This window comes from Pseudomonas sp. Marseille-QA0332, from assembly GCF_054950175.1.
Genome location: NZ_CM143106.1, coordinates 3,622,048 through 3,647,014 on the forward strand (window position 1 = coordinate 3,622,048; position 24,967 = coordinate 3,647,014).

A 24,967-nucleotide genomic window follows, 5' to 3' on the forward strand; every position below is an offset into this window, starting at 1 on the left:
GCACCTATCCCGCTTGCAGTTCCTCCAGGCCCAGCGCCTTGGCGCAGGCTTGCAGCGACCGCCGTTCAGTCTCGGCGTACAGCGCCAGCTCATCTTGTACAGGCATGCCTAGCGCTGCCTCGAAAGCCTCGCGGTTGGCATTGCTGCCATATTCGACCTGGGCGTCGCCGCCGAGGTTGGACTGGAAGATCCCGGCGGCGCTCACCGGCAGGAAATCCTCGTAGACCAAGGCTTCATAATGCACATGGCCGGCATCGATCAACGCTTGCAGACTGTCAGGTCGGTCCGCCTGATCGCGCGCCGCGAGCCCCTTCTCGGTGGCGAAGTAGCGGAAGAAGGCCAGGCCCTGTTCGCGCATCTGGGCCAGGTCATCGGGAAATTCGGCGAAATGCTCCTCGAGCAGTGCCATGTAGCGTTCGGCATTGGTTTGGCCAGGCGCGCCGCCCAAGGTCGTGCGCGTGGCGTCGAGCAGGCGGTCGTACAGCAGCCGGCCCTTGGGCGTCAGCGCGGCGCCACGCTGCTCGATCTCGCCGAAGCGGGCGGTGTGGCTGCCGACGTCATCGCACTGCTCGCGGAAGGCGACCTTCTCCTGCAAGGCCTTGAAACTGGTCTGGCGCAGCAGGATCGGATGACGTCGGGCGGGTGGTCCTTCGACCACTGCCTTGGGGGGAATGCCCTTGGCCGGCATGCCAGACTGGATCGCATCGATGTCCAGGGTGCGCGGCGTCAGGTGGTTGATATGCGGGCCCTTGAACGCCACTACGTCGGCGATCAGCCGATGCTGGTCATGCAACTGGCGATACTGCTCGGCGGTGACCGTGGCGTCCTGGTGCCAGCGGAAGGTATGCAGGGCTTGCTGGACGAAATCTTCGGCATCGCTGGCATTCAGGCCACCGTCACGCTCGCACTGGTCGATCAGCTCGAGCACGCGCTTGGTGAAGATGCTGCGCTTGGCCAGGATGGCCTCGGCCATCTGGCGCAACTGCGGATCCTCGATCAGCTCCAGGCGCAGCAGCGAGGTGAAGACCCGAAACGGGCTGACGTGCAGGGACCGCTCGTGCACGGCCCGAAAGGCCGTGGAATGCACCGGCACTCCAGCTGAGCTCAAGTCGTAGTAACCGACCGGTTGCATGCCCATGACCGCGAACAGCCGGGCGATGGTGGCAAGCTCCGCGGCCGTGCCGACCCGGATCGCGCCATGACGCTCCTGGTCGAGACGCTCGATTTCTCCGGTCCAGCGCAGAGCTTCGGCAACCTGGGGTTGGTCTTCCAGCACCTGCCGGTTGATCTCGCTCACCAGCTCCAGCAGCGTGCCATATAGCGGCACTTCCTGTTTGTACATGAGCGACATGGCGGCAGAGAACTGCGCGCGGATGCTGTCTGGGCTGACGAAATCATGGGCTGGCATCGCTGGATTCCTGGGTGGGTATGGACCCTTACATGAAAGCGGGGAATGCACCTGATTCACAAACGAAAAAAAGTTCGTGTGTCATTCCTTCCCGGATGGAACTAGGGCTGTGCATGAAACATCGTCGGATGGCCCCCAGGCCAGGCGAAAACAGGCGGAAAAGCCGGTGCACGAATGTGGATGCGCCTTGCGAGCCTGTTTCCAACGAGCATGAGCGTCGCGCGCGCGCTCTGCTTGCGACAACCCTGCCTTATCCTTGAAGCTGATCCTCGATCCACTGCACCAGCGCTCTTACCTTGGGCACCTCGGCGGCATGCTCGGCATACGCCAGGTAATGGGCACCGCTGCTGGGCATGGCATGGTCCCAGGGCACCACCAGGCTGCCTTCGGCAAGCTCCTTGGCCGCCAGGTAGCGCGGTACCAACGCCACGCCACAGCCGGATTGGGCGGCACCCAAGGCCATGTAGAACGTGTCGAAGCGCGGGCCGTGGTAGCTGTGGGTGCTGTGCAACCCCTGGGACAGGAACCATTCATGCCAGGCTTGCGGGCGTGAAGTGCTTTGCAGCAGCACCAGCTCGGCCAGTTCACCGGCCTCTGCCAGCTGGCGGCCTTCGAGCAGTTCTGGCGAACAGACCGGTACGACCTGCTCGCGGAACAGTTCCAGGCAGGTCGCACCGGGCCAGGTGCCCTGGCCAAAGAAGAACACTACATCGGCCGTGGCCTGGAGCAGGGCGAACGGCTCCATCTCGTTGCGAATATCCAGGTGGATCTTCGGGTGGCGCTTGCCGAAGCCCTTGAGGCGGGGGATCAGCCAGCGCACGCCGAAGCTTGGCTGGGTGGCCACCTTGAGCACTTCGGTCTGCTCGCCATAGGTCAGGATGTATCGGCTGGACATGTCCACCTGGGTGAGGATCTTGTTCACTTCGTCCAGGTACAGGCTGCCGGCCGGGGTCAGTTGCAGGCGTCGGCGGATGCGCAGGAACAGATGATGGTGGAGCATTTCCTCGAGCTGCGCGACCTGCTTGCTGACCGCGCTCTGGGTCAGGTGCAGTTCCTCGGCGGCACGGGTGAAGCTCAGGTGACGCGCCGCGGCTTCGAAGCATTGCAAGGCGGTCATGGAAGGAACCAGGCGTTTGGACATGGCGATCTCAGCAAAATCATTACCTGGCGGAATGATATGCGGAATAAAGGTCGTTTGTTGCGTCGGTATGATCGGATCAATACTGATCCACATCATTTTTCCACCCTTGACCTATGTAGGAGAGGCACATGGTTGCTGCATTGCTCGAGCGTCTGGGCGTCAACGCCCAGGCCCATACCCAGGGAGATCACCCTGTCCATACGCCGATCGATGGCAGCCAGATCGCCTCGGTGAAACTGTTGGGCAAGGCCGAGACCATCGCCTGCATCGACCAGGCCCAGCAGGCCTTCGAAGCCTGGCGCGACGTGCCGGCGCCACGCCGTGGCGAGCTGGTGCGGCTGTTCGGCGAAGTGCTGCGCGCACACAAGACCGACCTTGGTGAGCTGGTGTCCATCGAGGCCGGCAAGATCACCCAGGAAGGGCTGGGCGAAGTTCAGGAGATGATCGATATCTGCGACTTCGCCGTCGGCTTGTCGCGCCAGCTCTATGGCCTGACCATCGCATCCGAGCGGCCTGGCCACCACATGCGTGAGACCTGGCACCCGCTGGGCGTGGTAGGTGTGATCAGTGCCTTCAATTTCCCGGTCGCGGTGTGGTCGTGGAACACCGCCCTGGCCTTGGTCTGCGGCAACGCCGTGGTCTGGAAGCCGTCGGAAAAGACCCCTCTGACCGCGCTGGCCTGCCAGGCTTTGTTCGAAAAAGCCTTGCAAGCCTTCGGCGATGCGCCGCAAGGCCTGAGCCAACTGGTGATCGGTGGCCGTGAAGCCGGCGAAGCCCTGGTCGATGACCCACGCGTGCCCCTGGTCAGTGCCACTGGCAGCACGCGCATGGGCCGTGAGGTCGGCCCGCGCGTCGCTGCTCGCTTCGGTCGCAGCATCCTCGAGCTGGGTGGCAACAATGCCATGATCCTGGCGCCCAGCGCCGACCTGGACTTGGCCGTGCGCGGTATCCTGTTCTCTGCGGTCGGCACCGCCGGCCAGCGCTGTACCACTCTGCGCCGGCTGATCGTGCATCGCTCGATCAAGGACGAGGTGGTGGCCCGGGTCAAGGCCGCATACGGCAAGGTGCGTATCGGTGACCCACGCAAGGACAACCTGGTTGGCCCGCTGATCGACAAACAGTCGTTCGACGCCATGCAAGGGGCCTTGGCCCAGGCCCGCGACGAGGGCGGCCAGGTATTCGGCGGTGAGCGTCAACTGGCCGCTGAGTTCCCCGATGCCTACTACGTGTCGCCGGCGATCGCCGAGATGCCCGCGCAGAGTGAGGTGGTGCGTCACGAGACCTTCGCGCCGATCCTCTATGTGCTGGCCTACGATGATTTCGAAGAAGCGCTGCGCCTGAACAACGAAGTACCGCAAGGGCTGTCTTCCTGCATCTTCACCACCGACCTGCGCGAGGCCGAGCGCTTCCAGAGCGCCGCCGGCAGCGACTGCGGCATCGCCAACGTCAACATCGGCACCAGTGGTGCCGAGATCGGCGGTGCCTTCGGTGGCGAGAAGGAAACCGGCGGCGGTCGCGAGTCTGGTTCGGATGCCTGGAAAGGCTACATGCGGCGCCAGACCAATACCATCAACTACTCCCGGGAGCTGCCGTTGGCACAAGGGATCGTGTTCGATTGAGGTCTCGCCAGCGGAGCTGGCGATGTTCAACGCGCTGCACCTGCAACAAGAACAAAAGTGCTGGAGTCGGTCATGCCCGAACTGCGTCAAGAATGTCTGTGGGAGTTCGTCACCAAGCCGGCCATGGCCGCCCAGGCCCTGGCCGGCGAGCACCGGGCCGACGTATGTGTCATTGGCGGCGGTATCACCGGGCTGTGCGCCGCCCTGCACCTGCTCGAACAGGGCAAGTCGGTCATCGTGCTCGAAGCCTGGAAAGTCGGCCACGGCGGTTCCGGGCGTAATGTCGGCCTGGTCAATGCCGGGACCTGGATTCGCCCCGACGACGTCGAGGCGGCCCTGGGGCCCAAGCTGGGCGCACGACTGAACCAGGTCCTGGGCGATGCGCCCGGGGAGGTGTTCGCCCTGATCGAGCGGCTTGGCATCGATTGCCAGGCCCGTCACCAAGGCACCTTGCACATGGCCCACAACGCCACGGGCCTGGCCGATCTGCAGGCCCGGCACCAGCAGTGGAGTCGTCGCGGCGCCAATGTCGAGCTGCTGAGCGGGGCGCGTTGTCAAGCATATTGCGGTACCGACAAGATCGCTGCCGCGCTGCTCGATCATCGTGCCGGGACCATCAACCCCATGGCCTACACGCAAGGTCTGGCCGAAGCCGTGGTGCGTCTGGGCGGTAAGCTGTTCCAGCAATCCTCGGTCGAGTCGCTGGAAAGCGAGGGCCAGGCCTGGCGAGTCAGGACTGCCCGGGGGTCGGTGCGTGCCGACAAGGTGGTGATTTCCACGGGCGCCTATACCGAGCATGATTGGAGCAAACTGCAAAGCCAGTTCTTCCGAGGCTACTACTACCAAGTGGCATCGGTTGCGCTGCACGGTAGCGAAGCCGACAAGGTGCTGCCCCATGGCCAGGGCTCGTGGGATACCCGTACCGTGCTCAGCAGCATCCGCCGCGACGACCAGGGCCGCCTGCTACTTGGCAGCCTTGGCCGGGTCGACAACAAGCCGGCCTGGTTCGTCCGTCGCTGGGCCGACCGCATCCAGAACCATTATTACCCGCGCCTGGGCAAGGTCGATTGGGAAATGCACTGGACCGGCTGCATCGACTTCACTCCGGACCATCTCATGCGCCTGTTCGAGCCCGCGCCGGGCCTGGTGGCGGTGACCGGCTACAACGGCCGTGGCAACACCACCGGTACCGTGGTCGGACGCGCGCTGGCCGAATTTCTGCTCAAGGAAGAAGCCGAGGGCCTGCCGATCCCGTTCACCCCGATGAAAGCCGTCAGCGTGTCGCGACTGCGAACGACCTTCTACGAAACCGGATTCTCGCTGTATCACGCGGGGCAGTGCCTGCGGGTCGTGCTCTGAGTTTTCGCAAGGTCTGGGCTTGTGGAAGCGGCCGACGCCGGGGTGCCGGACCGGCGGCGGCCGCTACAAGGCGAGAACGGTGTTCGCCTGGCCAATCCTGGACCCTTTTCGGACGCTCGCGAAACGTTCACGAAGAAACACGCGGACTGCAAGAACGTGTTTGCCGTTCCATTTGTGGAACGCTAAAGCCATTTTTCACCCTCTACCCCCGCAAAGGTGTTGATTCTAATCTGTGCTCATCAACGCAACGCGTCGATCCTTCCAAACAACCTTGCGGAGCACAGACCATGAGCCAGTTCACTTACAACCGTCTGAACAAGGATGATGCCGTAGTCCTGCTGGTCGATCACCAGGCCGGCCTGCTGTCGCTGGTACGCGACATCGAGCCGGACCGTTTCAAGAACAACGTGCTGGCGTTGGCCGACCTGGCGAAGTTCTTCGACTTGCCGACCATTCTCACCACCAGCTTCGAACAGGGTCCGAACGGCCCCCTGGTGCCGGAGCTCAAGGCGCTGTTCCCCGAGGCCCCGTATATCGCCCGTCCTGGCCAGATCAATGCCTGGGACAACGACGACTTCGTCAAGGCGGTCAAGGCCACCGGTCGCAGGCAACTGATCATCGCTGGCGTGGTGACCGAGGTCTGCGTGGCGTTCCCGGCGCTGTCGGCCCTGGAAGAGGGCTTCGAAGTGTTCGTGGTGGCCGATGCCTCGGGCACCTTCAACGAGATGACCCGCGACGCCGCGCATGCCCGCATGAGTGCTGCCGGCGCACAGATGATGACCTGGTTCGGCGTGGCCTGCGAGCTGCACCGCGACTGGCGCAACGACGTCGAGGGTCTGGCCGCGCTGTGCTCGAACCATATCCCGGACTACCGCAACCTGATGACCAGCTACGATGCGCTGACCGCCGCGCGGCAAGGCTGATCAACCGGCCAGCCGCCTGCCCAGGCGGCTGAACCTTGTTTCCACGCCATACTCAAGACCCAGACACACCTTTGAGGAGGACCTCATGAGTACGCTAGTCACTCGCGATGGCACGGCCATCTATTACAAGGACTGGGGCAGCGGCAGGCCGGTGCTGTTCAGCCACGGCTGGCCGCTGGATGCGGACATGTGGGACGTGCAGATGGAGTTCCTGGCCAGCCGTGGCTACCGTGCCATTGCCTTCGATCGTCGCGGCTTCGGTCGCTCCAGCCAGCCATGGGATGGCTACGACTACGACACGTTCGCCGATGATATCGCCCAGCTGATCGAGCATCTGGACCTGCGCGAGGTCACCTTGGTCGGGTTCTCCATGGGCGGCGGCGATGTGACGCGCTACATCGCCCGCCACGGCAGCGAGCGCGTGTCCGGTCTGGTCCTGCTGGGAGCGGTGACGCCGTACTTCATCAAGGCCGAGGATAACCCGGACGGTGTCGACAAGTCGGTGTTCGACGGTATTCGCGAAGGGCTGCGCGCCGATCGGGCGCAGTTCATTGCCGATTTCGCCAGCACTTTCTACGGCCTGAACCATGGCCAGCAGGTTTCGCAAGGTATCCAGGCCCAGACCCTGAACATCGCCTTGCTGGCTTCGCTCAAGGGCACCCTCGAGTGCGTGACCGCGTTTTCCGAAACGGACTTTCGTCCGGACATGGCCAGGATCGACGTGCCGACCTTGGTGATCCATGGGGATGACGATCAGGTGGTGCCGTTCGAGACCACGGGCAAGAAAGCCGCCGGGCTGATCGCCGGCGCGGAACTGAAGGTCTACGGTGGCGCACCGCACGGTTTCGTGGTGACCCATGCCGTTCGCCTGAGCGAGGACCTGCTGGCCTTCCTTGCCAGCCAAGGCCAGCGTTGACGCGCGCTTGCCTCGGCTTGGCGCGCATCGGCAGACGCCAGCGACTCAGGCCATGTCGCTGGCGGCGAACGCCTCGGCCAGAAAATCGATCAGTGAGCGCACCGAGGGCAGCAGCCCTCGGCGCGACGGGAAGATGGCATGCACGATTCCACAGCGTGGATGCCAGCCCGGCAGCATTTCCACCAGACGCCCCGTGGCCAGGTCATCGCGTACCGCCACCCGCGGCAGATGGGCGATACCTACCCCACCGAGGACGAAGTGACGCAAGGCGAACAGGTCATCCGTCACCATCCGCGGCGTATGTGCGATCACCATGCTACGCGTCAGGTCCTGTTCATCGAACAGCTCCCACTGATAGTCGCGCTGCAAGCCGCCCCAGTGCACGCTGGGCAGCTGGCCCAGGGCTTGCGGCGCGAAGCCCTCGGGCAACTGTTCGCGAAAGGACGGCAGCCCGACCAGGCACTGGGTGCTGTTGCCGAGTATCTTCATCACCATGTCGGTGTCTTCCAGGGGCGGGAAGCGCACCCGCAGGGCGACATCGAACCCTTCGTGAAGCAGGTCGACGCGGCGGTTGGTGCTTTCGATGAACAGTTCTACCAATGGATACTTCACCATGTAGCGCGTCAGCATCGGCCCGACCCAGGCGTTGAGCAAGGTCGTCGGGCAACTTATCCGCACCAGGCCCCGGGGTTCGCTGCGGTTGCGCTCGATGATCTCTGCCGCGCCCTCGGCTTCCACGCGCATGGCCAGGCAGCGCTGGTAATAGGCCTGGCCGATCTCGGTGAGCGAGCAGTGCCGGCTGGTACGGTGCAACAGGCGTACCCCCAGCCGCTCCTCGAGGTCGGCGATGCGTCGGCTCAGTTTCGACTTGGGCATGTCCAGGGCTCGGCCGGCAGGGGCGAAGCCGCCATGCTCGACCACTTGGGTGAAGTAGTAGAGAGAATTGAGATCTTCCAAACATCGTTCTCCTGGTGGAACGCTCGGGGCGTTTTACGCAGTCTAGCGCAGCAACGTCACGTTTTTTATTGTATGGCAACCACGCGATTCGTCCGCCAGGCGCTGGATAGCAGAATTCCAGGCGGTGGCGTGGATCCCTACTCGCAGCAACGCTGCCACTGCGCAGCTCATGGAGCACGAGCAATGCCACACGAAGGCAGTCTTCTACAGACCGTGGTGATCTTCCTGGTCGCCGCCGTCATCACCGTTCCGCTGGCCAAGCGCCTGCAGCTAGGCGCCGTGCTCGGCTACCTGCTGGCCGGTGTCGTGATCGGCCCCCAGGCCCTCGGCCTGGTCCGCGATACCGAAAGCGTCGCGCACATTTCCGAACTGGGCGTGGTCCTGCTTTTGTTCATCATCGGCCTGGAACTGTCGCCCAGGCGGCTGTGGCTGATGCGCAAGTCGGTATTCGGCGCGGGCCTGGCGCAGGTCCTGCTGACTGGTGCGGTCATTGGCGCGGTTGCCCTGTTCGGCTTCGCCCAGCCTGTGTCCACGGCGCTGGTCCTGGGCCTGGGGCTGGCGCTGTCCTCCACGGCCTTGGGCCTGCAAAGCCTGGCCGAGAGCAAGCAGCTCAACGCACCCCACGGCCGCCAGGCTTTCGCCATCCTGTTGTTCCAGGACATCGCCGCCATTCCGTTGATCGCCCTGGTCCCCCTGCTGGCGGCCAGCAGTGCTGCCGGCACCACCGAGGACAGTTTCGAGCATGGTCTGAAAGTCTTCGCCAGCATCGCCATCGTCATCGTTGGCGGCCGCTACCTGTTGCGTCCCCTGTTTCGCATCGTGGCACGCACGGGCCTGCCGGAAGTGTCCACCGCGACCGCGCTGCTGGTGGTGATCGGTACTGCCTGGCTGATGGAAGAAGCAGGCATCTCGATGGCCCTGGGTGCGTTCCTGGCAGGCTTGCTGCTGGCCGATTCCGAGTATCGGCACGAACTGGAATCGCAGATCGAACCCTTCAAGGGCCTGCTGCTGGGGTTGTTCTTCATCAGTGTCGGCATGGGCGCCAACCTGCGGTTGCTATGGCAGATGCCAGGCCTGTTGATCGGCCTGACAGCGCTGCTGATCCTGGTGAAGTTGCCCTTGCTGATGCTGGTCGGTCGAATCGGCGGCCTTGGTGGCGCCAGCGCGCTACGCCTGGGCGTGGTCCTGGCCGCTGGCGGCGAGTTCGCTTTCGTGGTCTTCAAGCTGGGCAAGGACCAGGGGCTGTTCGACAGCCAGACCCATGACCTGCTGTTGATGATCATCACTCTGTCGATGGCCGTGACGCCGCTATTGCTGCTGGCCAGCGCACGGTTGTCGAGCCGCGCCCAGGCCACTGGCGAAGTGCCAGAGCACTACAAGGCCATCGATGGTGACCGGCCACGTGCCGTGATCGTCGGCATGGGCCGCATGGGCCAGGTCGTCGCGCGCATCCTGCGTGCGCAGAACATTCCCTTCATCGCGCTGGACACCTCGGTCGACGCGATCGAGATGACCCGCACCTTCGAAAAGGTGCCGGTCTTCTATGGCGACCCGATGCGCCCGGAAATCCTCCATGCGGCCAAGGTCGGCGAAGCGCAGTTTTTGGTCATCACCACGGACGATCCGGATGCCACTACCCGCATCGCCGAACAGGCCAAGCGTCGCTACCCGCACCTAAAGATCCTGGCCCGGGCGCGTAACCGCCAGCATGTCCACAAGCTGGTCGATGTCGGCGCCGAACCGATCCGCGAGACCTATCACTCCAGCCTGGAAATCACCCGCCGCACCTTGGTCGGCCTGGGGTTGAGCGACGCACAGGCCAAGGACCGCATCCAGCGCTTCACCGAGCACGACGAGGAAGTGCTGCGAGCCCAGCATCTGATCCTCGATGACAAGGCCAAGGTGGCGCAGACCACCGAGGAGGCGAGGCTGGAGCTGCAGCGATTGTTCGAATCGGACATGGATCGCGGCTAAGGTGCGTGTGAAAGTCGTGAGCGCCGATCAGGCAGGTGGAACAAGCGAGCCGGCGCCGTTTGCAGCTGTCAATCGACATCCAAGGCTGTTTCTCACGCAGTAGGGTATCGCGCCAAGGCGACGCGGCCTGCACGCTCACCGTGCGCATGCCGCGCCGCCAGTTGAGTCATCCCCCCGGCCTGTACTGCAGCGCCTCTGCCAAGTGTGGCCGGGCGATCCTCTCGGCCTGCTCCAGGTCGGCAAGGGTGCGCGCCACCTTGAGCAATCGATGAGCGGCACGCAATGACAGGGTCAACCGCTCGCAGGCGCTCTCCAGCCATGCCTGGTCCTCGGCGCGCAAGGCACAGTGGCGGCGTAGCTTGTGCAGCTCGAGGAATGCGTTGGCGCAGCCCTGGCGCTGTTGTTGCAACGCCCGCGCGGCAGCTACCTGGCGCGCGACGTCGGCGCTGCATTCGCCGCTGGGCCGATCGTCGAGCACCGTGGCTTCGCGCGCTACCGTCAGGTGCAGGTCGATCCGGTCGAGCAATGGGCCGGACAGCTTGTTGCGGTAGCGCTGGACCTGTTCAGGGCTGCAGCGACAGCGGCCGGTCGGGTCGCCCAGATAGCCGCAGGGACATGGATTCATCGCCGCGACCAGTTGGAAGCGTGCTGGGAAGCGAATCCTGTCCTTGGCGCGTGCGACCACGATCTCGCCCGACTCCAGAGGCTCTCGCAGCACCTCGAGGACCCGCCGCTCGAACTCTGGCAGTTCGTCAAGGAACAGCACGCCATGGTGGGCGAGAGTGATCTCGCCAGGCTGCGGGCGGCTGCCACCGCCAACCAGCGCCGGTCCCGAGGCGGAGTGATGGGGGTGACGGAAGGGTCGCTGCGGCCAGCTGCTCAGTGGCGCCTGGCCGCTGACCGACTGGATCGCCGCGACTTCCAGCGCCTCGTGTTCGTCCAGCGGCGGCAACAGGCCGGGCAGACGGCTGGCGAGCAGGGTCTTGCCGGTTCCTGGTGGCCCGGTGAACAGCAGGTTGTGCGCGCCCGCCGCAGCCACCAGCAAGGCCCGCTTGGCCGCGACCTGGCCCTGTACCTCGCTGAGGTCGGGATATGGCCGGCTCTGGCAGAGCAGACCATTGGCCGTATACGGCGCCAGGGGCACCTGGCCATTGAGGTGCGCTACCAGGGCCTGGAGGTTGTCGATTGCATATACCACCAGGCCGCTGGCCAGGCTGGCTTCTTCGGCGTTCTCGCTCGGCACCACCAGGGCGCGCCCGGCCTCGCGCGCCGCCAGGGCCGCCGGCAGTACCCCCTGGACCGGCCGCAAGGCGCCGGACAGGGCCAGCTCGCCAAGGCATTCGATTTCGGCCAGCCTCGCCACCGGTACCTGGCCGTTGGCGGCGAGGATGCCCAGGGCGATGGCCAGGTCATAGCGCCCGCCATCCTTGGGCAGGTCGGCGGGAGCGAGGTTCTGGGTGATGCGCCGGGCAGGGTAGTCCAGCCCGGAGTTGACGATGGCGCTGCGTACGCGGTCCTTGCTTTCCTTGACCGTGGCCTCGGGTAGGCCGACCAGGGTGAGGTTGGGCAGGCCGTTGGCCAGGTGGGTTTCGACGCTGACATGGGGCGCCAGCACGCCGACCTGGGCGCGGCTATGGACGAGGGCGAGAGACATGGACACTCCGTGATCCGTTGACTAGGCCGCTCCTGCGGCTGGGCAAGCATAGGCCAGCGGGATCGCTTGCGAGGTCGACAACTGAATCAGGGCTTTTCAAGGGCGTCTGGCGAGCTAGGGCGCCGATGGACAGACTGTCCGTGCCAGCACCATGGCTACGCAGCGCCCCCGGATTCCAGGACGAGGAAAAACCGCGCCTCGCTGAATTATTTGGAAACTTTCCGGCTCAGATGCAAAAGGTTGCAAATGGCTGGCACGACGACTCCGGCGCCAGCTTTCGCGCCCTGGCATCAAGCCTCGCCTCGCGCGGGCCTTCACAGTCGCAAGGTAACCCTGCATGAAAATACGTAAAAAGCGCGTCAGCCCCATAGGTTTGAAAGACATCACCATTGTCGACGACGCCAAGATGCGCAAGGCCATCACTGCCGCCGCTCTTGGCAACGCCATGGAATGGTTCGACTTCGGTGTGTACGGCTTCGTCGCCTATGTACTGGGCCAGGTATTCTTCCCCGGCGCCGACCCCAGCGTCCAGATGATCGCTGCCCTGGCGACCTTCTCCGTGCCGTTCCTGATCCGACCGCTGGGCGGCCTGTTCTTCGGCGCGCTGGGGGACAAGTACGGTCGACAGAAAGTGCTGGCGGCGACCATCGTGATCATGTCGCTGAGTACCTTCGCCATCGGGCTCATCCCGTCCTATGCCTCGATCGGCATCTGGGCGCCGGTTCTGCTGCTGCTGGCCAAGATGGCTCAGGGCTTCTCGGTGGGCGGTGAATACACCGGGGCATCGATCTTCGTCGCCGAATACGCTCCGGACCGCAAGCGCGGCTTTCTCGGCAGCTGGCTGGAGTTCGGCTCGATCGCCGGCTTCGTCCTGGGCGCTGGGGTAGTGGTGCTGATCTCCAGCATCATGGGTGAGGAGAAGTTTCTCGACTGGGGCTGGCGCCTGCCGTTCTTCCTGGCCTTGCCGCTGGGCATCATCGGGCTTTATCTGCGCCACGCGCTGGAAGAGACGCCGGCTTTCCAACAGCATGTGGACAAGCTCGAGCAGGGTGATCGCGAAGGTCTCGCGGCAGGCCCGAAGGTCTCGTTCAAGGAAGTCGCGACCAAGCACTGGCGTAGCCTGGTGACCTGCATCGGGGTGGTGATCGCCACCAATGTCACTTACTACATGCTGCTCACCTACATGCCGAGCTACCTGTCGCACAACCTGGGCTACAGCGAAAACCACGGGGTGCTGATCATCATCGCGGTGATGATCGGCATGCTGTTCATCCAGCCGCTGATGGGCTTCATGAGCGACAAGGTCGGCCGCCGCCCGTTCATCATCGGTGGCAGCGTGGGCCTGTTCCTGCTAGCGATTCCGGCGTTCCTGCTGATCAACAGCGATGTGCTCGGGCTGATCTTCGCCGGGCTGATGATCCTCGCCATCCTGCTCAATTCCTTCACCGGCGTGATGGCCTCGACCCTGCCGGCGATGTTCCCGACCCACATCCGCTACAGCGCCCTGGCCAGCGCCTTCAACATTTCGATCCTGATCGCCGGCCTTACCCCGACCCTGGCAGCATGGCTGGTGGAATCGACCCAGAACCTGCTGATGCCGGCCTACTACCTGATGGTGGTGGCAGTCATCGGCCTGGTCACCGGCCTGACCATGCGCGAGACGGCCAACAAGCCTCTGCGTGGCGCGGCGCCGGCTGCCTCGGACATCGATGAAGCCCGCGAGCTGCTCAAGGAGCACCACGACAACATCGAACAGAAGATCGAGGACATCGACGCCCAGATCGCCGAGCTCGAGGCCAAGCGCAAGCTGCTGGTGGACCAGCATCCGCGCATCAACGAGTGAGGTCGTTCCTGTGGCCCTGGCCTGAACGACCAGGCCAGGGCCACGGGCAGCGTCAGGCGATGCCGTTCGGCCCGTCCAGGATCTGCCGCACCTTGCGAGCCAGGTCATGCGGCATGCATGGCTTGGACACCACCTCGAATTCCGAGCCTCCGGCGTCGGTGCGCTCGATGGAGTTCTCCGCATAGCCGGTGGTGAGCAACACCTTGATCTGCGGTACCCGGCGCTTGACCTCGCGGGCCAGCATCACGCCGTTCATGCCGCCGGGCATGATCAGGTCGGTGAACAGCAGGTCGTAATGCTCGCCGGCTTCGAAGCGCTTGAGCGCCTCGCGGGCGTTGAGCACCATGTCCGCCACGTAGCCATAGTCCTCGAGCACCATCTTCGCCAGTTCCGCCACGTCCGGGCGATCCTCGACGATCAGGATGCGCTCGGTGCCCGCCTTGCGCTCGGGATGTTTCAACTGGTCCTGATGGGTGATGCTGGCATCGTCCACCGGGAAATACAGACGCAATGTGGTGCCGATGCCTTCTTCGGTGTAGATGCGTGCCGCGCCGCCTGATTGCTTGGCGAAGCCGTAGACCATCGAAAGCCCCAGGCCCGAACCCTTGCCGTCTTCCTTGGTGGTGAAGAAGGGGTCCATCACCCGGTCGCGGATGCTCGCCGGCATGCCTATGCCGTTGTCGGTGATGGCGATGCTCACGTAGCTGCCGGGCAACAAGCCATCGTAGGAAATGCTCGCCAGGTCGCGGACGATGACATTGCGTGTCTCGATGAATACGTGGGGGCTGGGGCGTCCTATCAGGGCATCCCTGGCATTGATGAAGATATTGAGCAGCGCCACTTCGGCCTGGGTCGGGTCGATGCGACAGTTGCGCAGTCCGCTTTCGAGGTCGTACTCGATGCTGACCTCCGAACCGAAGGTGCGCTCGATCAGCGGTTCGACGGTGTTCAGCAATTGGTTGAGGTTGAGCACGCGCCCCTGCAGCTTCTGCTTGCGGGCGAAGGCCAGCAGCTGCTTGGTCAGCGTACTGGCACGATCGACCGCGGCCTTGGCATGGCCGACGCTGCGCTTGATGCGGTCGATGTTGAGGTTGGTCTTCTCGGCTTCGGTACCGATCAGGTCGATGTACCCGCCCATGACCTGCAGCAGGTTGTTGAAATCATGGGCGATACCACCGGTGAGCTGGCCCAGGGCTTCCATCTTCTGTGCCTGGCGCAAGGCATCCTCGGCGTCGCGTCGCCGACTGACATCCAGCTGCGAGGCGAAGAAATAGATCAGGTCGCCCTTCTCGTTGAGAATGGGCGAGATGAACAGGGCGTTCCAGAAGGTCGAGCCATCCTTCTTGTAATTGAGAATCTCGGTCGAGAGATCGACTCGCTGCGCGACGGCCTCCCTGACCGTGGCGATTACCGCGGGATCGGTTTCCGGCCCTTGCAGGAAGCGGCAGTTGCGTCCGATGATTTCCTCAAGATCGTAACCGGTCATGTCGAGAAACGCATGGTTGGCGAAAATGATCGGATTGTCCGGTCGATTGGGGTCGGTGACGATCATCGGCATCCGGGTCGTTTCCACGGCTGCGAAGAAGATGTCTTTCTGAGGATGGGAAAGGTTGCCGGTGGCCTGGTTGCTCACCCGCGTCTTCGATTCTGTCAACGACTTGTCTCCAAACTGATGCGTTTGCCTGGCGGTTTTCGAGGCGCCCGGGTGCGCTGCCAGGGATGCATGATATCGGACAGCCAGCAGCGCTGCTTTTCTCGGCCTGAGGCTGGGAATCGACAGGCGTCAAGCGGCCGGCCAATCCACCTGCGGCAGCGTCTCGAATGCGGGGCGAGCGAACAGGAAGCCTTGGAACAGGTTCACGCCCAGGCGCCGCAGCTCGTGCATCTCGGCCACGGTCTCGACACCTTCGGCGATCACCTCGATCTTCAACACCCGGCAGACACCGAGAATGCCTTCGGTGATCGCCTGGCGGACCTTGTCCGAGTCGATCGAGCGAACCAGCGCCATGTCCAGCTTGATGATGTCCGGCTGGAACTCGGCCAGCAGGTTCAGGCCCGAATAGCCCGCGCCGAAGTCGTCGATGGCGGTCTTGAAGCGCCGCAGCTGATATTCGTGGATGATGCTCTTGAGGTGTTCCTTGTCTACCAGTTCTTCGCTTTCGGTGATCTCGAAGATGATGCGCTCGGTGGGGAAGCCGAAGCGCCGCGCTGCGGCCAGGGTGGCGCGGATGCAGTTGGCCGCCTGGTAGACCGCATTGGGCAGGAAGTTGATGCTCAGCAGGCAAGGGATCTGCAGGCGTGCGGCCAGTTCCACGGCCTTGATCCGGCAGGCCTGGTCGAAGGCATAACGATTGTGCTGGTTGACCCGGCCAAGCACTGCCATCGCGCCGCTGCCATCGAGGCCGCGCACCAGCGCCTCGTAGGCGTAGACGCTACGGTCGCGCAGATCCACGATCGGCTGGAAAGCCATGCTGAAGTCGAAGTCCAGTGCCGTGCCATCCTTGCAGGAAGAGCAAGCTCGCTTGTTTGAATGTTCGCCCATGTCGGGTTCCGCGTAGGTCTTGGATGGGAGTCTAGTTCGGCGTGCCTGGTTTGGTTGGAAAACCAGGAAGCTTCCATTCGGACCGCTTGCTTCAGAGCGCAGGGTCGTCGGGCCGTCTCCAGGCGTCATGAGTCTTGAGTATGACGCGTGCCGGTTGGCGGATATCCCCGAGGGTCTGGAAATTTCGTGCGCCAGGTTGTTCGAGTGGCGCTTGCCATCGCGCCAATGGCAGGCGGCTGACATGAAAAAGCCACGCACCTGACGAGCAGGTGCATGGCTTTCATGCAACTTCTTCAATGGCCCCACGCGTGGCGGACCATCTCAGGCAATCACAGTGCCATGTCGTTGGCCGGATTGCTTTCCACCGGCTTGGCCGGTTCGGTGTAGGTGCCGACCGAAGCATCGATCACTGGCGGCGGAGTCAGCTGCAGGACCTCGGACGTGTAGTTCCATTCTTCCTGGACCTTGGCTGGCGAGTCGTTCAGCTTGGTGCCGTAGCTTGGCACGATCTGGCGAATCTTCGCTTGCCACTCGGGAGTGGCTACCTTGTCCTTGAACACCTTTTCCAGCACGTTCAGCATGATCGGCGCTGCAGTGGATGCGCCTGGCGAGGCGCCCAGCAGGCCGGCGATCGAGCCATCCTGGGAAGCGACCACCTCGGTGCCCAGCTTCAGCACGCCACCGAGCTGCTCGTCGCGCTTGATGATCTGCACGCGCTGACCGGCTTGCCACAGGCGCCAGTCTTCCTTCTTGGCCTGCGGGAAGTACTGCTGCAGGGCGGCGAAGCGATCGTCATCGGACTGCATCAGCTGGCCGGCGAGGTACTCGACCAGCGGGTACTGGTCGATACCCACGCGAGCCATCGGCCAGGTGTTGTGCAGGGTCATGCTGCTGAGCAGGTCGAAGTAGGAACCTTGCTTGAGGAACTTGGTGGAGAAGGTTGCGAACGGGCCGAACAGGATGACGCGCTTGCCATCCAGGACGCGAGTGTCCAGGTGCGGGACGGACATGGGTGGCGCGCCGGTCGAGGCGATGCCGTAGGCCTTGGCCATGTGCTGCATGGCGACCGTCGGGTTCTCGGTGACCAGGAACGAACCGCCGACCGGGAAGCCCGCGTACTCCTTGGCCTCGGGAATGCCTGACTTCTGCAGCAGCTTCAGCGCGCCGCCGCCGGCGCCGATGAAGAGGAACTTGGCGTCGGTGGCCTTGCTGCTGCCATCCTTCAGGTTCTTGTACTCGACGTGCCACGAACCGTCCTTGTTGCGCGAGATGTCCTGCACTTCGCTGGACAGGTGCAGCGCGAAGTTGTCCTTGGTCTGCAGGTGACGGACGAACTGACGAGTGATCTCGCCGAAGTTGACGTCGGTACCGATCGGCGTCCAGGTCACGGCCAGCTTCTGGTTCGGGTCACGCCCTTCCATCATCAGCGGCACCCATTTGGCGATCTGCGCGTGGTCTTCGGAGTACTGCATCGGACGGAACAGCGGGCTGGCCTGCAGCGCCTCGTAGCGCTTCTTCAGGAAGCGAATGTTGTCATCGCCCCAGACGAAGCTCATGTGCGGCGTCGAGTTGATGAACGAGTGCGGGTTCTTCAGCACATCGTTGCGTACCTGCCAGGACCAGAACTGACGCGAGATCTGGAACGCCTCGTTGATCTCGATGGCCTTGGAGATATTGATCTTGCCATCTTTGTCTTCGGGGGTGTAGTTCAGCTCGGCCAGGGCCGAGTGGCCGGTGCCGGCGTTGTTCCAGCCGTTGGAGCTTTCCTCGGCCACGCCGTCGAGGCGCTCGATCATTTCCATCGACCAGCCTGGCTCGAGCTCATTGAGCCAGATACCCAAGGTGGAGCTCATGATACCGCCGCCTACCAGCAGTACATCGACCTTCCTGGTCTCTTCAGCGTGTGCCTGCATGAAGCTGGCAACGACTGCCAGACCCAGCAGGGTCTTGCTTGCCTTCTTGAACATTGAATAATCCAATACCAGTACGTTATCCACCCGCCGTTCGCTCGTATCGACACCCGGCGACCCATGCTGGGGGCAGCATGGCTGGTCGGACGGTTCGAGCGGGACGATTGGTGGTCTTGTAAGGCCGATGGCATCGACCTCGATGGGTAATGTCTTCAGCGCTGGCTTGTTGTTGGATGGATTCAGCGGCTTGAGCAACATGAACGCCCGCGCGCCTGCCTTCCAGGAAGGCAAGGACTGTGAAACGTTTCAGCTATTGTAACCGAATTATTCTCCCCATCAAATTCCAGGGGGTGCGGTCAAGACGACAGGTTGCCTCAGGGCGCGGCTGGTCGAGCCAGGGGAACGGACAGCCACCCATGACGAGGCTACGCCATCTGCAGGTCGTCGATCATCGTTTTTTGCCAGATCGCTGAGCACTTTGGCGGCATAGGCCGCGTTCCTGTGACCAGAATCAGTCATGTGCTACGTCGCTTTCAGTGGCAGGTCTGGGGGCGAGGACCTGCTCCAGTCGTACAGACCGGGCGATGAAATCTAGGGTATACAAGATGCGTCGCATACAGCTTCCATAGGACAGCGCGCGCTAATTGCATTGTTCCACGTGAAACATGGTGTGGTGCAGGCGTCGTGCTTGGTGTTATCAATGGCTGTTTGCGGGACCAAAGCCACCGATAGTGCTGAAGCACGGCGAACCTGTCGGTGCGGCCTGGTACAGTCGCCACCTAGGCCATTCAGGCACGAATATAAACCCAGGCAGTCAGCCCCGAAGCCAGTGTCACTTCGACACGCTTGTAGTCCGCCACTTCATAATCATCAGCGGCGGCAAGTTCCTTTTCACTGATCTGGAAGACCATGCCGCTCACGCTGTCCTCTGCATTGCCGCTGGGAAACACGATCGGGTGGCGGCTCTTGCCGCTGGTGGCGACGACTTCGGCATCGGTGATCTCGACCCAATCCTGGCGATACCCTGGCATGCTGTCAGCCTGACCAGTCAGCTCGCGGCCGAACTTGGCCAGTTGCACGGCCTTGTCCTGCAAGGTGCCATAGGAAAACAGCCATACCGGGTAAAGGGCAGAGGGTTGCAGGTTCTGCGCCTGCGTGCCAGAAACACTGCCAAGACGTTCCTCCAGGGCAGCGAACTGCTTCTCCAGGGTTTCCAGGCGAGCCCGAGTGCGCGCCAGGACCGCCATCTGGCTGTCGAACTCTTCCCGACTCACCAACTCCAGCTTGCTGAAGGCGCTTTGCATGAGCGCCTTGAACTGACCTTCGAGTTCGGCGCGCGGCTGCGCAGTATCACCACTGAACAGACGTGACGCCTGGTCGCTGATGGCATCGAGAAAGGCTTTTGGCGCAAGCATGATCGACTCTTCCGCAGGTCGGTAATGGAAAATCATTGTAGCACGGCGATTTTTTCCGCTGCCGTTGCACGCTTTTTGCGCATTCTTAGCAGACGGGTCGCACCGAAAGTGTGCGGTTGAACCCTGACAACGCTGGACCAAGACTCCCGCCAAGCAGCAAATGCTTGTATCCAAAGACTTTTATGGAGCTGGCAAGGAACCTGCAAAGCCATGCTCAAGCCATGCACCGATGCAGCTCCTACGGACCAGCAGCTGTGCAGGCAAGGCTCCAAGGATCCTTCTGCACGGCAGGCTGTGCACGTCGATCAACCGGATACCGGCAACGATGCGTTACAAAGCCAGGCGCTGCGCTTAGACTTGAGACGGGTTTGTTTTCCTGGGGCAAGTCCACCTAATCGGGAGAAAGTTTCATGAAACTAGTCACTGCCATCATCAAGCCGTTCAAGCTGGACGACGTGCGCGAATCGCTGTCGGAAATCGGCGTGCAGGGCATCACCGTGTCCGAGGTCAAGGGCTTCGGTCGACAGAAGGGCCACACCGAACTGTATCGCGGTGCCGAGTATGTGGTCGACTTCCTGCCCAAGGTCAAGATCGAGGTCGCCATCGACGACAACGACCTGGATCGAGTGATCGACGCCATCACCAAGGCGGCGAACACCGGCAAGATCGGCGACGGCAAGATCTTCGTGGTCAATCTGGAGCAGGCGATCCGTATCCGGACCGGCGAGACCGGCACCGACGCGATCTGACCCAACGCTTCACCAAACCCCAAAGCCCCAGGAGAAGAACAACATGACTCTGCGCAAGATCGCGGGGCCAGGAGCCCTATTGTCCCTCGCAATGCCCGGGCTGGCCCTGGCCGAGGAAACCGTCCCCACCCTGAATGCCGGCGACACCGCCTGGATGCTGACCGCCACCGCGCTGGTGCTGTTCATGACCATCCCCGGCCTGGCGCTGTTCTACGGCGGCATGGTGCGTTCGAAGAACGTGCTCTCGGTGATGATGCAGTGCTTCGCCATCACTGGCCTGATGAGCATCCTGTGGATGGTCTATGGCTATAGCCTAGCATTCGATACCACCGGCATGGAAAAGGGCGTACTCAACCTCAATTCCTTCATCGGCGGCCTGTCCAAGGCGTTCCTGGCCGGCGTGACGCCCGAGAGCCTGACCGCGGCATTCCCGGAAGCGGTCTTCGTCACCTTCCAGATGACCTTTGCCATCATTACCCCGGCACTGATCGTCGGAGCCTTCGCCGAACGCATGAAATTCTCGGCGATGCTGATCTTCATGGCGGTCTGGTTCACCCTGGTCTATGCACCGATCGCGCACATGGTCTGGAGCGGTGACGGCGCACTGATGTGGGACTGGGGCGTGCTCGATTTCGCCGGTGGCACCGTGGTGCATATCAATGCCGGTATCGCCGGGCTGGTGGCCTGCCTGGTATTGGGCAAGCGCAAGGGCTATCCGACCACGCCGATGGCGCCGCACAACCTGGGCTACACCTTGATCGGTGCCGCCATGCTGTGGATCGGCTGGTTCGGGTTCAACGCAGGCTCCGCCGCCGCCGCCAATGGCACCGCCGGCATGGCCATGCTGGTGACCCAGATCGCTACCGCCGCCGCCGCGCTGGGCTGGATGTTCGCCGAGTGGATCGGCCACGGCAAGCCGAGCGCGCTGGGCATCGCCTCCGGCGTGGTCGCCGGCCTGGTGGCCATCACCCCCGCCGCCGGTACGGTCGGCCCGATGGGCGCCCTGGTGATCGGCCTGGTCTCGGGTGTGGTCTGTTACTTCTGCGCCACCAGCCTCAAACGCAAGCTGGGCTATGACGACTCGCTGGACGCCTTCGGTGTGCATGGCGTCGGTGGCATCGTCGGCGCGATCCTCACCGGCGTGTTCGCCGCTCCGGCCCTGGGTGGCTTCGGCGAGGTACAGGACATCGGCATGCAGGTCTGGGTGCAGGCCAAGGGTGTGATTTTCACCGTGGTCTATACCGCCATCGTGACCTTCGTGATCCTCAAGGTCATCGACGTGGTCATGGGACTGCGCGTCAACGAAGAAGAAGAGTCGGTCGGTCTCGACCTCGCCCAGCACAACGAGCGCGGCTACAACCTTTGAGGGGCTAGCTGCGAGTTAACAAGCTGCAGGATGATCGTGGGGATAGTCATTGCACTTGTGGCTCGAGCTTGATTCTTTGCCCGGTTTTCCGGGCATTTTCTTGTCTGCGGATTGTCGCTGCGGGTAACGGAAACGGTTTACCTGCCCTATTCGCGACAGGTGCGCAAAACTTACAGCGCGCAGCGTATTTCTGATGCTTTGCTTTTTCTTCGGGCGCGCTAGAATGCGCGCCGAAGGGGGCCAAGCCATGTCCCGTGACCACCGGTTGCGTCGGTATCGGCATGGCAGCCGGGTGGGTGAATGCCGGGCGGCTCCGGATTGCGTCGGTGCCTGCAATGAGCAGGTCATGCAGCCTGGCCATCTTGTGTCATGGGTGGCGACAGGCGTTGGCGATCCCCGAAGTCCATTGAATTTTTGCAGGTGGTCGCCGGTCTACGGCGTCACTGGCTCCAACTAAAATCTGCTTTGCGCACGTCATGGGGTAGAACATGAGCGACGATGATCTGGAAAACGATGACCTCGAAGTAGGGGACGAGGACGAGGGCGACGAGGCTCTCGAGGCCGCGGCTGACGACAGTGTCGAAGACGCCGGTGAAGATGACAGCCCTGCTCCGGCTGCCAAGGGCAAGGCCAAGGCGGCCGTCTCGGTAGACGAGATGCCCAGCCTGGAGGCCAAGCAAAAGGAACGTGACGCCCTGGCTCGCGCCATGGAAGAGTTCCTGGCTCGCGGTGGCAAGATCCAGGAGGTCGAAGCCAACGTCGTCGCCGATCCGCCCAAGAAGCCTGACAACAAATACGGTAGTCGCCCTATTTGAGCGGCTTCGCCAACGAAAGAGCCCGCCGTCGTCGCGGGCTTTTTTGTCGGATGCCAGGGCTGGCCAGACGCGTTCACGGCTTCCAGCGCGCGATTACCTCCGGCAATTGTGAAAGCCGCTGAATCTCGGCATCTGGCGCTTGCTCGCCCTGCCAGGCCTTGCCCTGCGGGTTGAACCACACCGCGCGCAGGCCGGCACGCTGAGCTCCGGCAATGTCGTCGCCTGGATGATCGCCCACGTGCACCGCCGCGCTGGCTGGTACCTGGCCCCGTTGCAGCGCTTCGCGAAACGGCGCCGGGTCTGGCTTGCCGATGCCCAGGTCCTCGGCGCACAAGGCGAACCTGAAGTAGTCGGACAGGCCCAGGCGATGGACATCGGCATTGCCATTGGTGATGACCCCGAGCATGTAGCGGTGGCGCAGGATTTCCAGCACTGGCTGGACTTCCGGGAAGACTTCGACCTGATGCCGCGCATGCAGGAACACTTCGAAACCTTCGTTGGCCAGCGCCTGGGCGTGTTTCTCGCTGTAGCCCGCTTCTGCCAGGGCCTGGAACAGCACGCGTCGACGCAAGGCGCTGATGCGATGCTTCAGGCCCGGTTCGGCCTGCACCAGGCGCTCGCGGATGGCATACAGGTGCTCGACCGGCACGCCGCCGAGGTTTGGGGCGTTGGCCTGCAGCCAGTCGCGCAGGACGACCTCGGCGCTGGCGATCACCGGCGCGGTATCCCACAAGGTGTCGTCAAGGTCGAAGGTGATCAGCTTGATGCTCATGAGTCTGTGCCTTTGCTGCGTTTGGCCCGTGGGTGGGCGCTGTCGTACACCGCGGCCAGGTGCTGGAAGTCGAGGTGCGTATAGATCTGGGTCGTGGCGATGTCGGCATGACCGAGCATTTCCTGGACCGCACGCAAGTCCTGGGATGACTCGAGCAGGTGGCTGGCGAAGGAATGGCGGAGCATGTGTGGGTGCAGGTGTTGGCCGAGCTCGCGTTCGCCTGCCGCCTTGAGGCGCATCTGGACGGCCCGTGGGCCTAGCCGTCGACCATGGCGCCCCAGGAACAGGGCATTGTCCCGGGGAGCGGCGATGCCGCGCATCTTGAGCCAGCGTTGCAGCGCCTCGCGAGCCTGGCGGCCCACAGGCAGGATGCGGGTCTTGTCACCCTTGCCCAAGACCCGCACGAGCCCGGCGGCCAGGTCCAGATGCTCCAGGTCGAGTCCGGTCAGCTCCGACAGACGCAGGCCGGAGGAGTAGAACAGTTCCAGGATGGCATGGTCGCGACAGGCGATGAAATCGTCGTCCACGCCACCGTCGAGCAGTTGCTGGGCGCGGTCGGTATCGAGGGTCTTGGGTAGGCGTCGCTCGCCCTTGGGGGCCGAAAGGCCACTGGCCGGGTCATGCTGACACAGGCCTTCGCGGATCAGGTAGCGGTACAGGCCGCGCACTGCCGAAAGCAGTCGCGCCAGGCTGCGCGCGGACTGGCCGTGATGGTGCTGGCGCGCCACCAGCTGGCGCAGCTGCCGGATTTCCAGCTGGCTCCAGCTGCCGATGCCTTGCTGTTCGCAATAGGCCATGACCGTTTCCAGGTCACGCCGATAGGCCGAGCGCGTGTGCTCGGAAACCTGGCGCTCGTTGCGCAGGTACGCGCAATAAGCTTCCAGCTGGCTGTTCATCAGCGCACCGGACGCAAGGTCTGGGTAAAGCGGGGCAGCACGCGTCCCAGCACTTCGGCAATGTGACTGAGGAACAGGGTGCCGACCGTGCTCTTGTAGTGCTGTGGGTCGTGACTGCCGATGGCCAGCACGCCATGCAAGCCCTGGTGTTGCAGCGTCGCCACGGCGCTGGAGCCGACCTGCGTGCGCTGCTGCTCGCCGAACAGGAATGCCAGCTCATGATCGCGCAGGTTGCCACTGACCGGGCGATCGCCGCCAAGTAGCCCGCCAATGGCTTGCTGCGCTTCGCTGGAGCTGACCCAGCGGCCCACCGAGGCGGCGTTTTCGCTGAACAGGATGAGGCTGACGAAGGGCACCTGGAATTCCTGGCGCAGACTGTCCTCGACAGCCATGACGAGCTCTTCGAGGCTGGCGGCATCGAGCAGATCGAGGATCAGGCGGCGGGTCTTGTCGAACAGTCGATCATTGTCCCGTGCCACGTCCATCAGCTGTGACAGCCGATGACGCATCTCGATGTTGCGTTCGCGCAGCAATTTCAGCTGGCGTTCCACCAGCGATACGCTATCGCCGCGCTGGTGGGGCACATGCAGCTCGCCGAGCAATTCGTCATGCTCGGCGAAGAACGTCGGGTTGGCCCGCAGATAAGCCACCACGGCCTCGGTGTCGAGGATGGCGCTTGCACTGGAAGCCTTTGGCTGATCGGTCATG

20 protein-coding genes and 1 pseudogene are annotated in these 24,967 nt (G+C 63.2%); 9 read left to right on the top strand and 12 right to left on the bottom strand.

Going from position 1 to position 24,967, the window contains the following annotated elements; all coding sequences use genetic code 11:
- Window positions 1–4 precede the first annotated feature (4 nt).
- Window positions 5–1,408, bottom strand: coding sequence for a 2-oxoadipate dioxygenase/decarboxylase HglS (gene hglS / locus ACY8GK_RS16710; protein ID WP_462401664.1), 1,404 nt, complete (start codon window positions 1,406–1,408; stop codon window positions 5–7).
- Window positions 1,409–1,658: 250 nt separating this feature from the next.
- The gene (locus ACY8GK_RS16715; protein ID WP_196175141.1) at window positions 1,659–2,549 is read right to left on the bottom strand and encodes a LysR family transcriptional regulator; all 891 of its coding nucleotides are present in this window, start codon (window positions 2,547–2,549) and stop codon (window positions 1,659–1,661) included.
- A gap of 128 nt (window positions 2,550–2,677) precedes the next feature.
- On the opposite strand from ACY8GK_RS16715, the gene amaB reads away from it, so the two are divergent.
- From amaB to ACY8GK_RS16735, 4 genes are all read left to right on the top strand, one after another.
- Complete coding sequence (gene amaB, locus ACY8GK_RS16720; protein ID WP_196175139.1) at window positions 2,678–4,168, top strand: L-piperidine-6-carboxylate dehydrogenase; 1,491 nt, start codon at window positions 2,678–2,680, stop codon at window positions 4,166–4,168.
- A 72-nt stretch (window positions 4,169–4,240) separates the two neighbouring features.
- Window positions 4,241–5,527 (top strand): L-pipecolate oxidase, encoded by a 1,287-nt coding sequence (gene amaA, locus ACY8GK_RS16725; protein WP_462401665.1) that lies wholly within the window; start codon window positions 4,241–4,243, stop codon window positions 5,525–5,527.
- 287 nt (window positions 5,528–5,814) lie between these two features.
- A complete protein-coding gene (ycaC, locus tag ACY8GK_RS16730; protein ID WP_462401666.1) occupies window positions 5,815–6,450 on the top strand; it encodes an isochorismate family cysteine hydrolase YcaC in 636 nt (211 codons plus the stop codon).
- An 85-nt stretch (window positions 6,451–6,535) separates the two neighbouring features.
- Window positions 6,536–7,366 carry an alpha/beta fold hydrolase gene (locus ACY8GK_RS16735; protein WP_196175133.1) on the top strand — a complete coding sequence of 277 codons (831 nt, stop codon included), beginning with the start codon at window positions 6,536–6,538 and terminating at the stop codon, window positions 7,364–7,366.
- 45 nt (window positions 7,367–7,411) lie between these two features.
- On the opposite strand, the gene ACY8GK_RS16740 is transcribed toward ACY8GK_RS16735, so the two are convergent.
- Window positions 7,412–8,323 carry a LysR substrate-binding domain-containing protein gene (locus ACY8GK_RS16740; protein WP_196175131.1) on the bottom strand — a complete coding sequence of 304 codons (912 nt, stop codon included), beginning with the start codon at window positions 8,321–8,323 and terminating at the stop codon, window positions 7,412–7,414.
- Window positions 8,324–8,506: 183 nt separating this feature from the next.
- Here ACY8GK_RS16740 and ACY8GK_RS16745 point away from each other — a divergent pair, with 183 nt between their 5' ends.
- Entirely contained in the window at window positions 8,507–10,297 is a 1,791-nt protein-coding gene (locus tag ACY8GK_RS16745; protein WP_462401667.1) for a monovalent cation:proton antiporter-2 (CPA2) family protein, read from the top strand.
- Window positions 10,298–10,463: 166 nt separating this feature from the next.
- Here the strand turns inward: ACY8GK_RS16745 and ACY8GK_RS16750 are convergent, their stop codons facing one another.
- Window positions 10,464–11,951 (bottom strand): YifB family Mg chelatase-like AAA ATPase, encoded by a 1,488-nt coding sequence (locus tag ACY8GK_RS16750; RefSeq protein WP_196175126.1) that lies wholly within the window; start codon window positions 11,949–11,951, stop codon window positions 10,464–10,466.
- Window positions 11,952–12,288: 337 nt separating this feature from the next.
- Here ACY8GK_RS16750 and proP point away from each other — a divergent pair, with 337 nt between their 5' ends.
- A complete protein-coding gene (gene proP / locus ACY8GK_RS16755) occupies window positions 12,289–13,794 on the top strand; it encodes a glycine betaine/L-proline transporter ProP (protein ID WP_196175124.1) in 1,506 nt (501 codons plus the stop codon).
- Between the two features lie 52 nt (window positions 13,795–13,846).
- On the opposite strand, the gene ACY8GK_RS16760 is transcribed toward proP, so the two are convergent.
- From ACY8GK_RS16760 to ACY8GK_RS16780, 5 genes and pseudogenes are all read right to left on the bottom strand, one after another.
- On the bottom strand, window positions 13,847–15,448 hold the full coding sequence (locus ACY8GK_RS16760; RefSeq protein ID WP_196175122.1) for a hybrid sensor histidine kinase/response regulator: 1,602 nt from the start codon (window positions 15,446–15,448) through the stop codon (window positions 13,847–13,849).
- A 129-nt stretch (window positions 15,449–15,577) separates the two neighbouring features.
- Window positions 15,578–16,336 carry an EAL domain-containing protein gene (locus ACY8GK_RS16765; protein WP_196175120.1) on the bottom strand — a complete coding sequence of 253 codons (759 nt, stop codon included), beginning with the start codon at window positions 16,334–16,336 and terminating at the stop codon, window positions 15,578–15,580.
- A gap of 329 nt (window positions 16,337–16,665) precedes the next feature.
- Window positions 16,666–18,303 carry a malate dehydrogenase (quinone) gene (gene mqo / locus ACY8GK_RS16770; protein ID WP_196175118.1) on the bottom strand — a complete coding sequence of 546 codons (1,638 nt, stop codon included), beginning with the start codon at window positions 18,301–18,303 and terminating at the stop codon, window positions 16,666–16,668.
- 731 nt (window positions 18,304–19,034) lie between these two features.
- Complete coding sequence (locus ACY8GK_RS16775; protein WP_462403035.1) at window positions 19,035–19,388, bottom strand: gamma-glutamylcyclotransferase family protein; 354 nt, start codon at window positions 19,386–19,388, stop codon at window positions 19,035–19,037.
- Between the two features lie 30 nt (window positions 19,389–19,418).
- A pseudogene (locus ACY8GK_RS16780) lies at window positions 19,419–19,661 on the bottom strand (accessory factor UbiK family protein); the annotation flags it as partial.
- 410 nt (window positions 19,662–20,071) lie between these two features.
- Here ACY8GK_RS16780 and glnK point away from each other — a divergent pair.
- From glnK to sutA, 3 genes are all read left to right on the top strand, one after another.
- Window positions 20,072–20,410, top strand: a complete 339-nt coding sequence (gene glnK / locus ACY8GK_RS16785) for a P-II family nitrogen regulator (protein WP_196175114.1) — start codon at window positions 20,072–20,074, stop codon at window positions 20,408–20,410.
- A gap of 43 nt (window positions 20,411–20,453) precedes the next feature.
- Window positions 20,454–21,776: an ammonium transporter gene (locus tag ACY8GK_RS16790; RefSeq protein WP_196175112.1), complete on the top strand. Its 1,323-nt coding sequence runs from the start codon at window positions 20,454–20,456 to the stop codon at window positions 21,774–21,776.
- Between the two features lie 488 nt (window positions 21,777–22,264).
- Window positions 22,265–22,591 (top strand): transcriptional regulator SutA, encoded by a 327-nt coding sequence (sutA, locus tag ACY8GK_RS16795; protein WP_196175110.1) that lies wholly within the window; start codon window positions 22,265–22,267, stop codon window positions 22,589–22,591.
- A 73-nt stretch (window positions 22,592–22,664) separates the two neighbouring features.
- Here the strand turns inward: sutA and ACY8GK_RS16800 are convergent, their stop codons facing one another.
- From ACY8GK_RS16800 to ACY8GK_RS16810, 3 genes are read right to left on the bottom strand one after another with little or no spacing between them, the layout of a single operon-like run.
- Window positions 22,665–23,363, bottom strand: coding sequence for an HAD family hydrolase (locus ACY8GK_RS16800; RefSeq protein ID WP_196175108.1), 699 nt, complete (start codon window positions 23,361–23,363; stop codon window positions 22,665–22,667).
- A complete protein-coding gene (gene xerC, locus ACY8GK_RS16805; RefSeq protein WP_462401668.1) occupies window positions 23,360–24,259 on the bottom strand; it encodes a tyrosine recombinase XerC in 900 nt (299 codons plus the stop codon). Before xerC ends, ACY8GK_RS16800 begins: the two co-directional genes overlap by 4 nt.
- Entirely contained in the window at window positions 24,259–24,966 is a 708-nt protein-coding gene (locus tag ACY8GK_RS16810; protein ID WP_196175104.1) for a DUF484 family protein, read from the bottom strand. Before ACY8GK_RS16810 ends, xerC begins: the two co-directional genes overlap by 1 nt.
- Between the last annotated feature and the right edge of the window lies 1 nt (window position 24,967).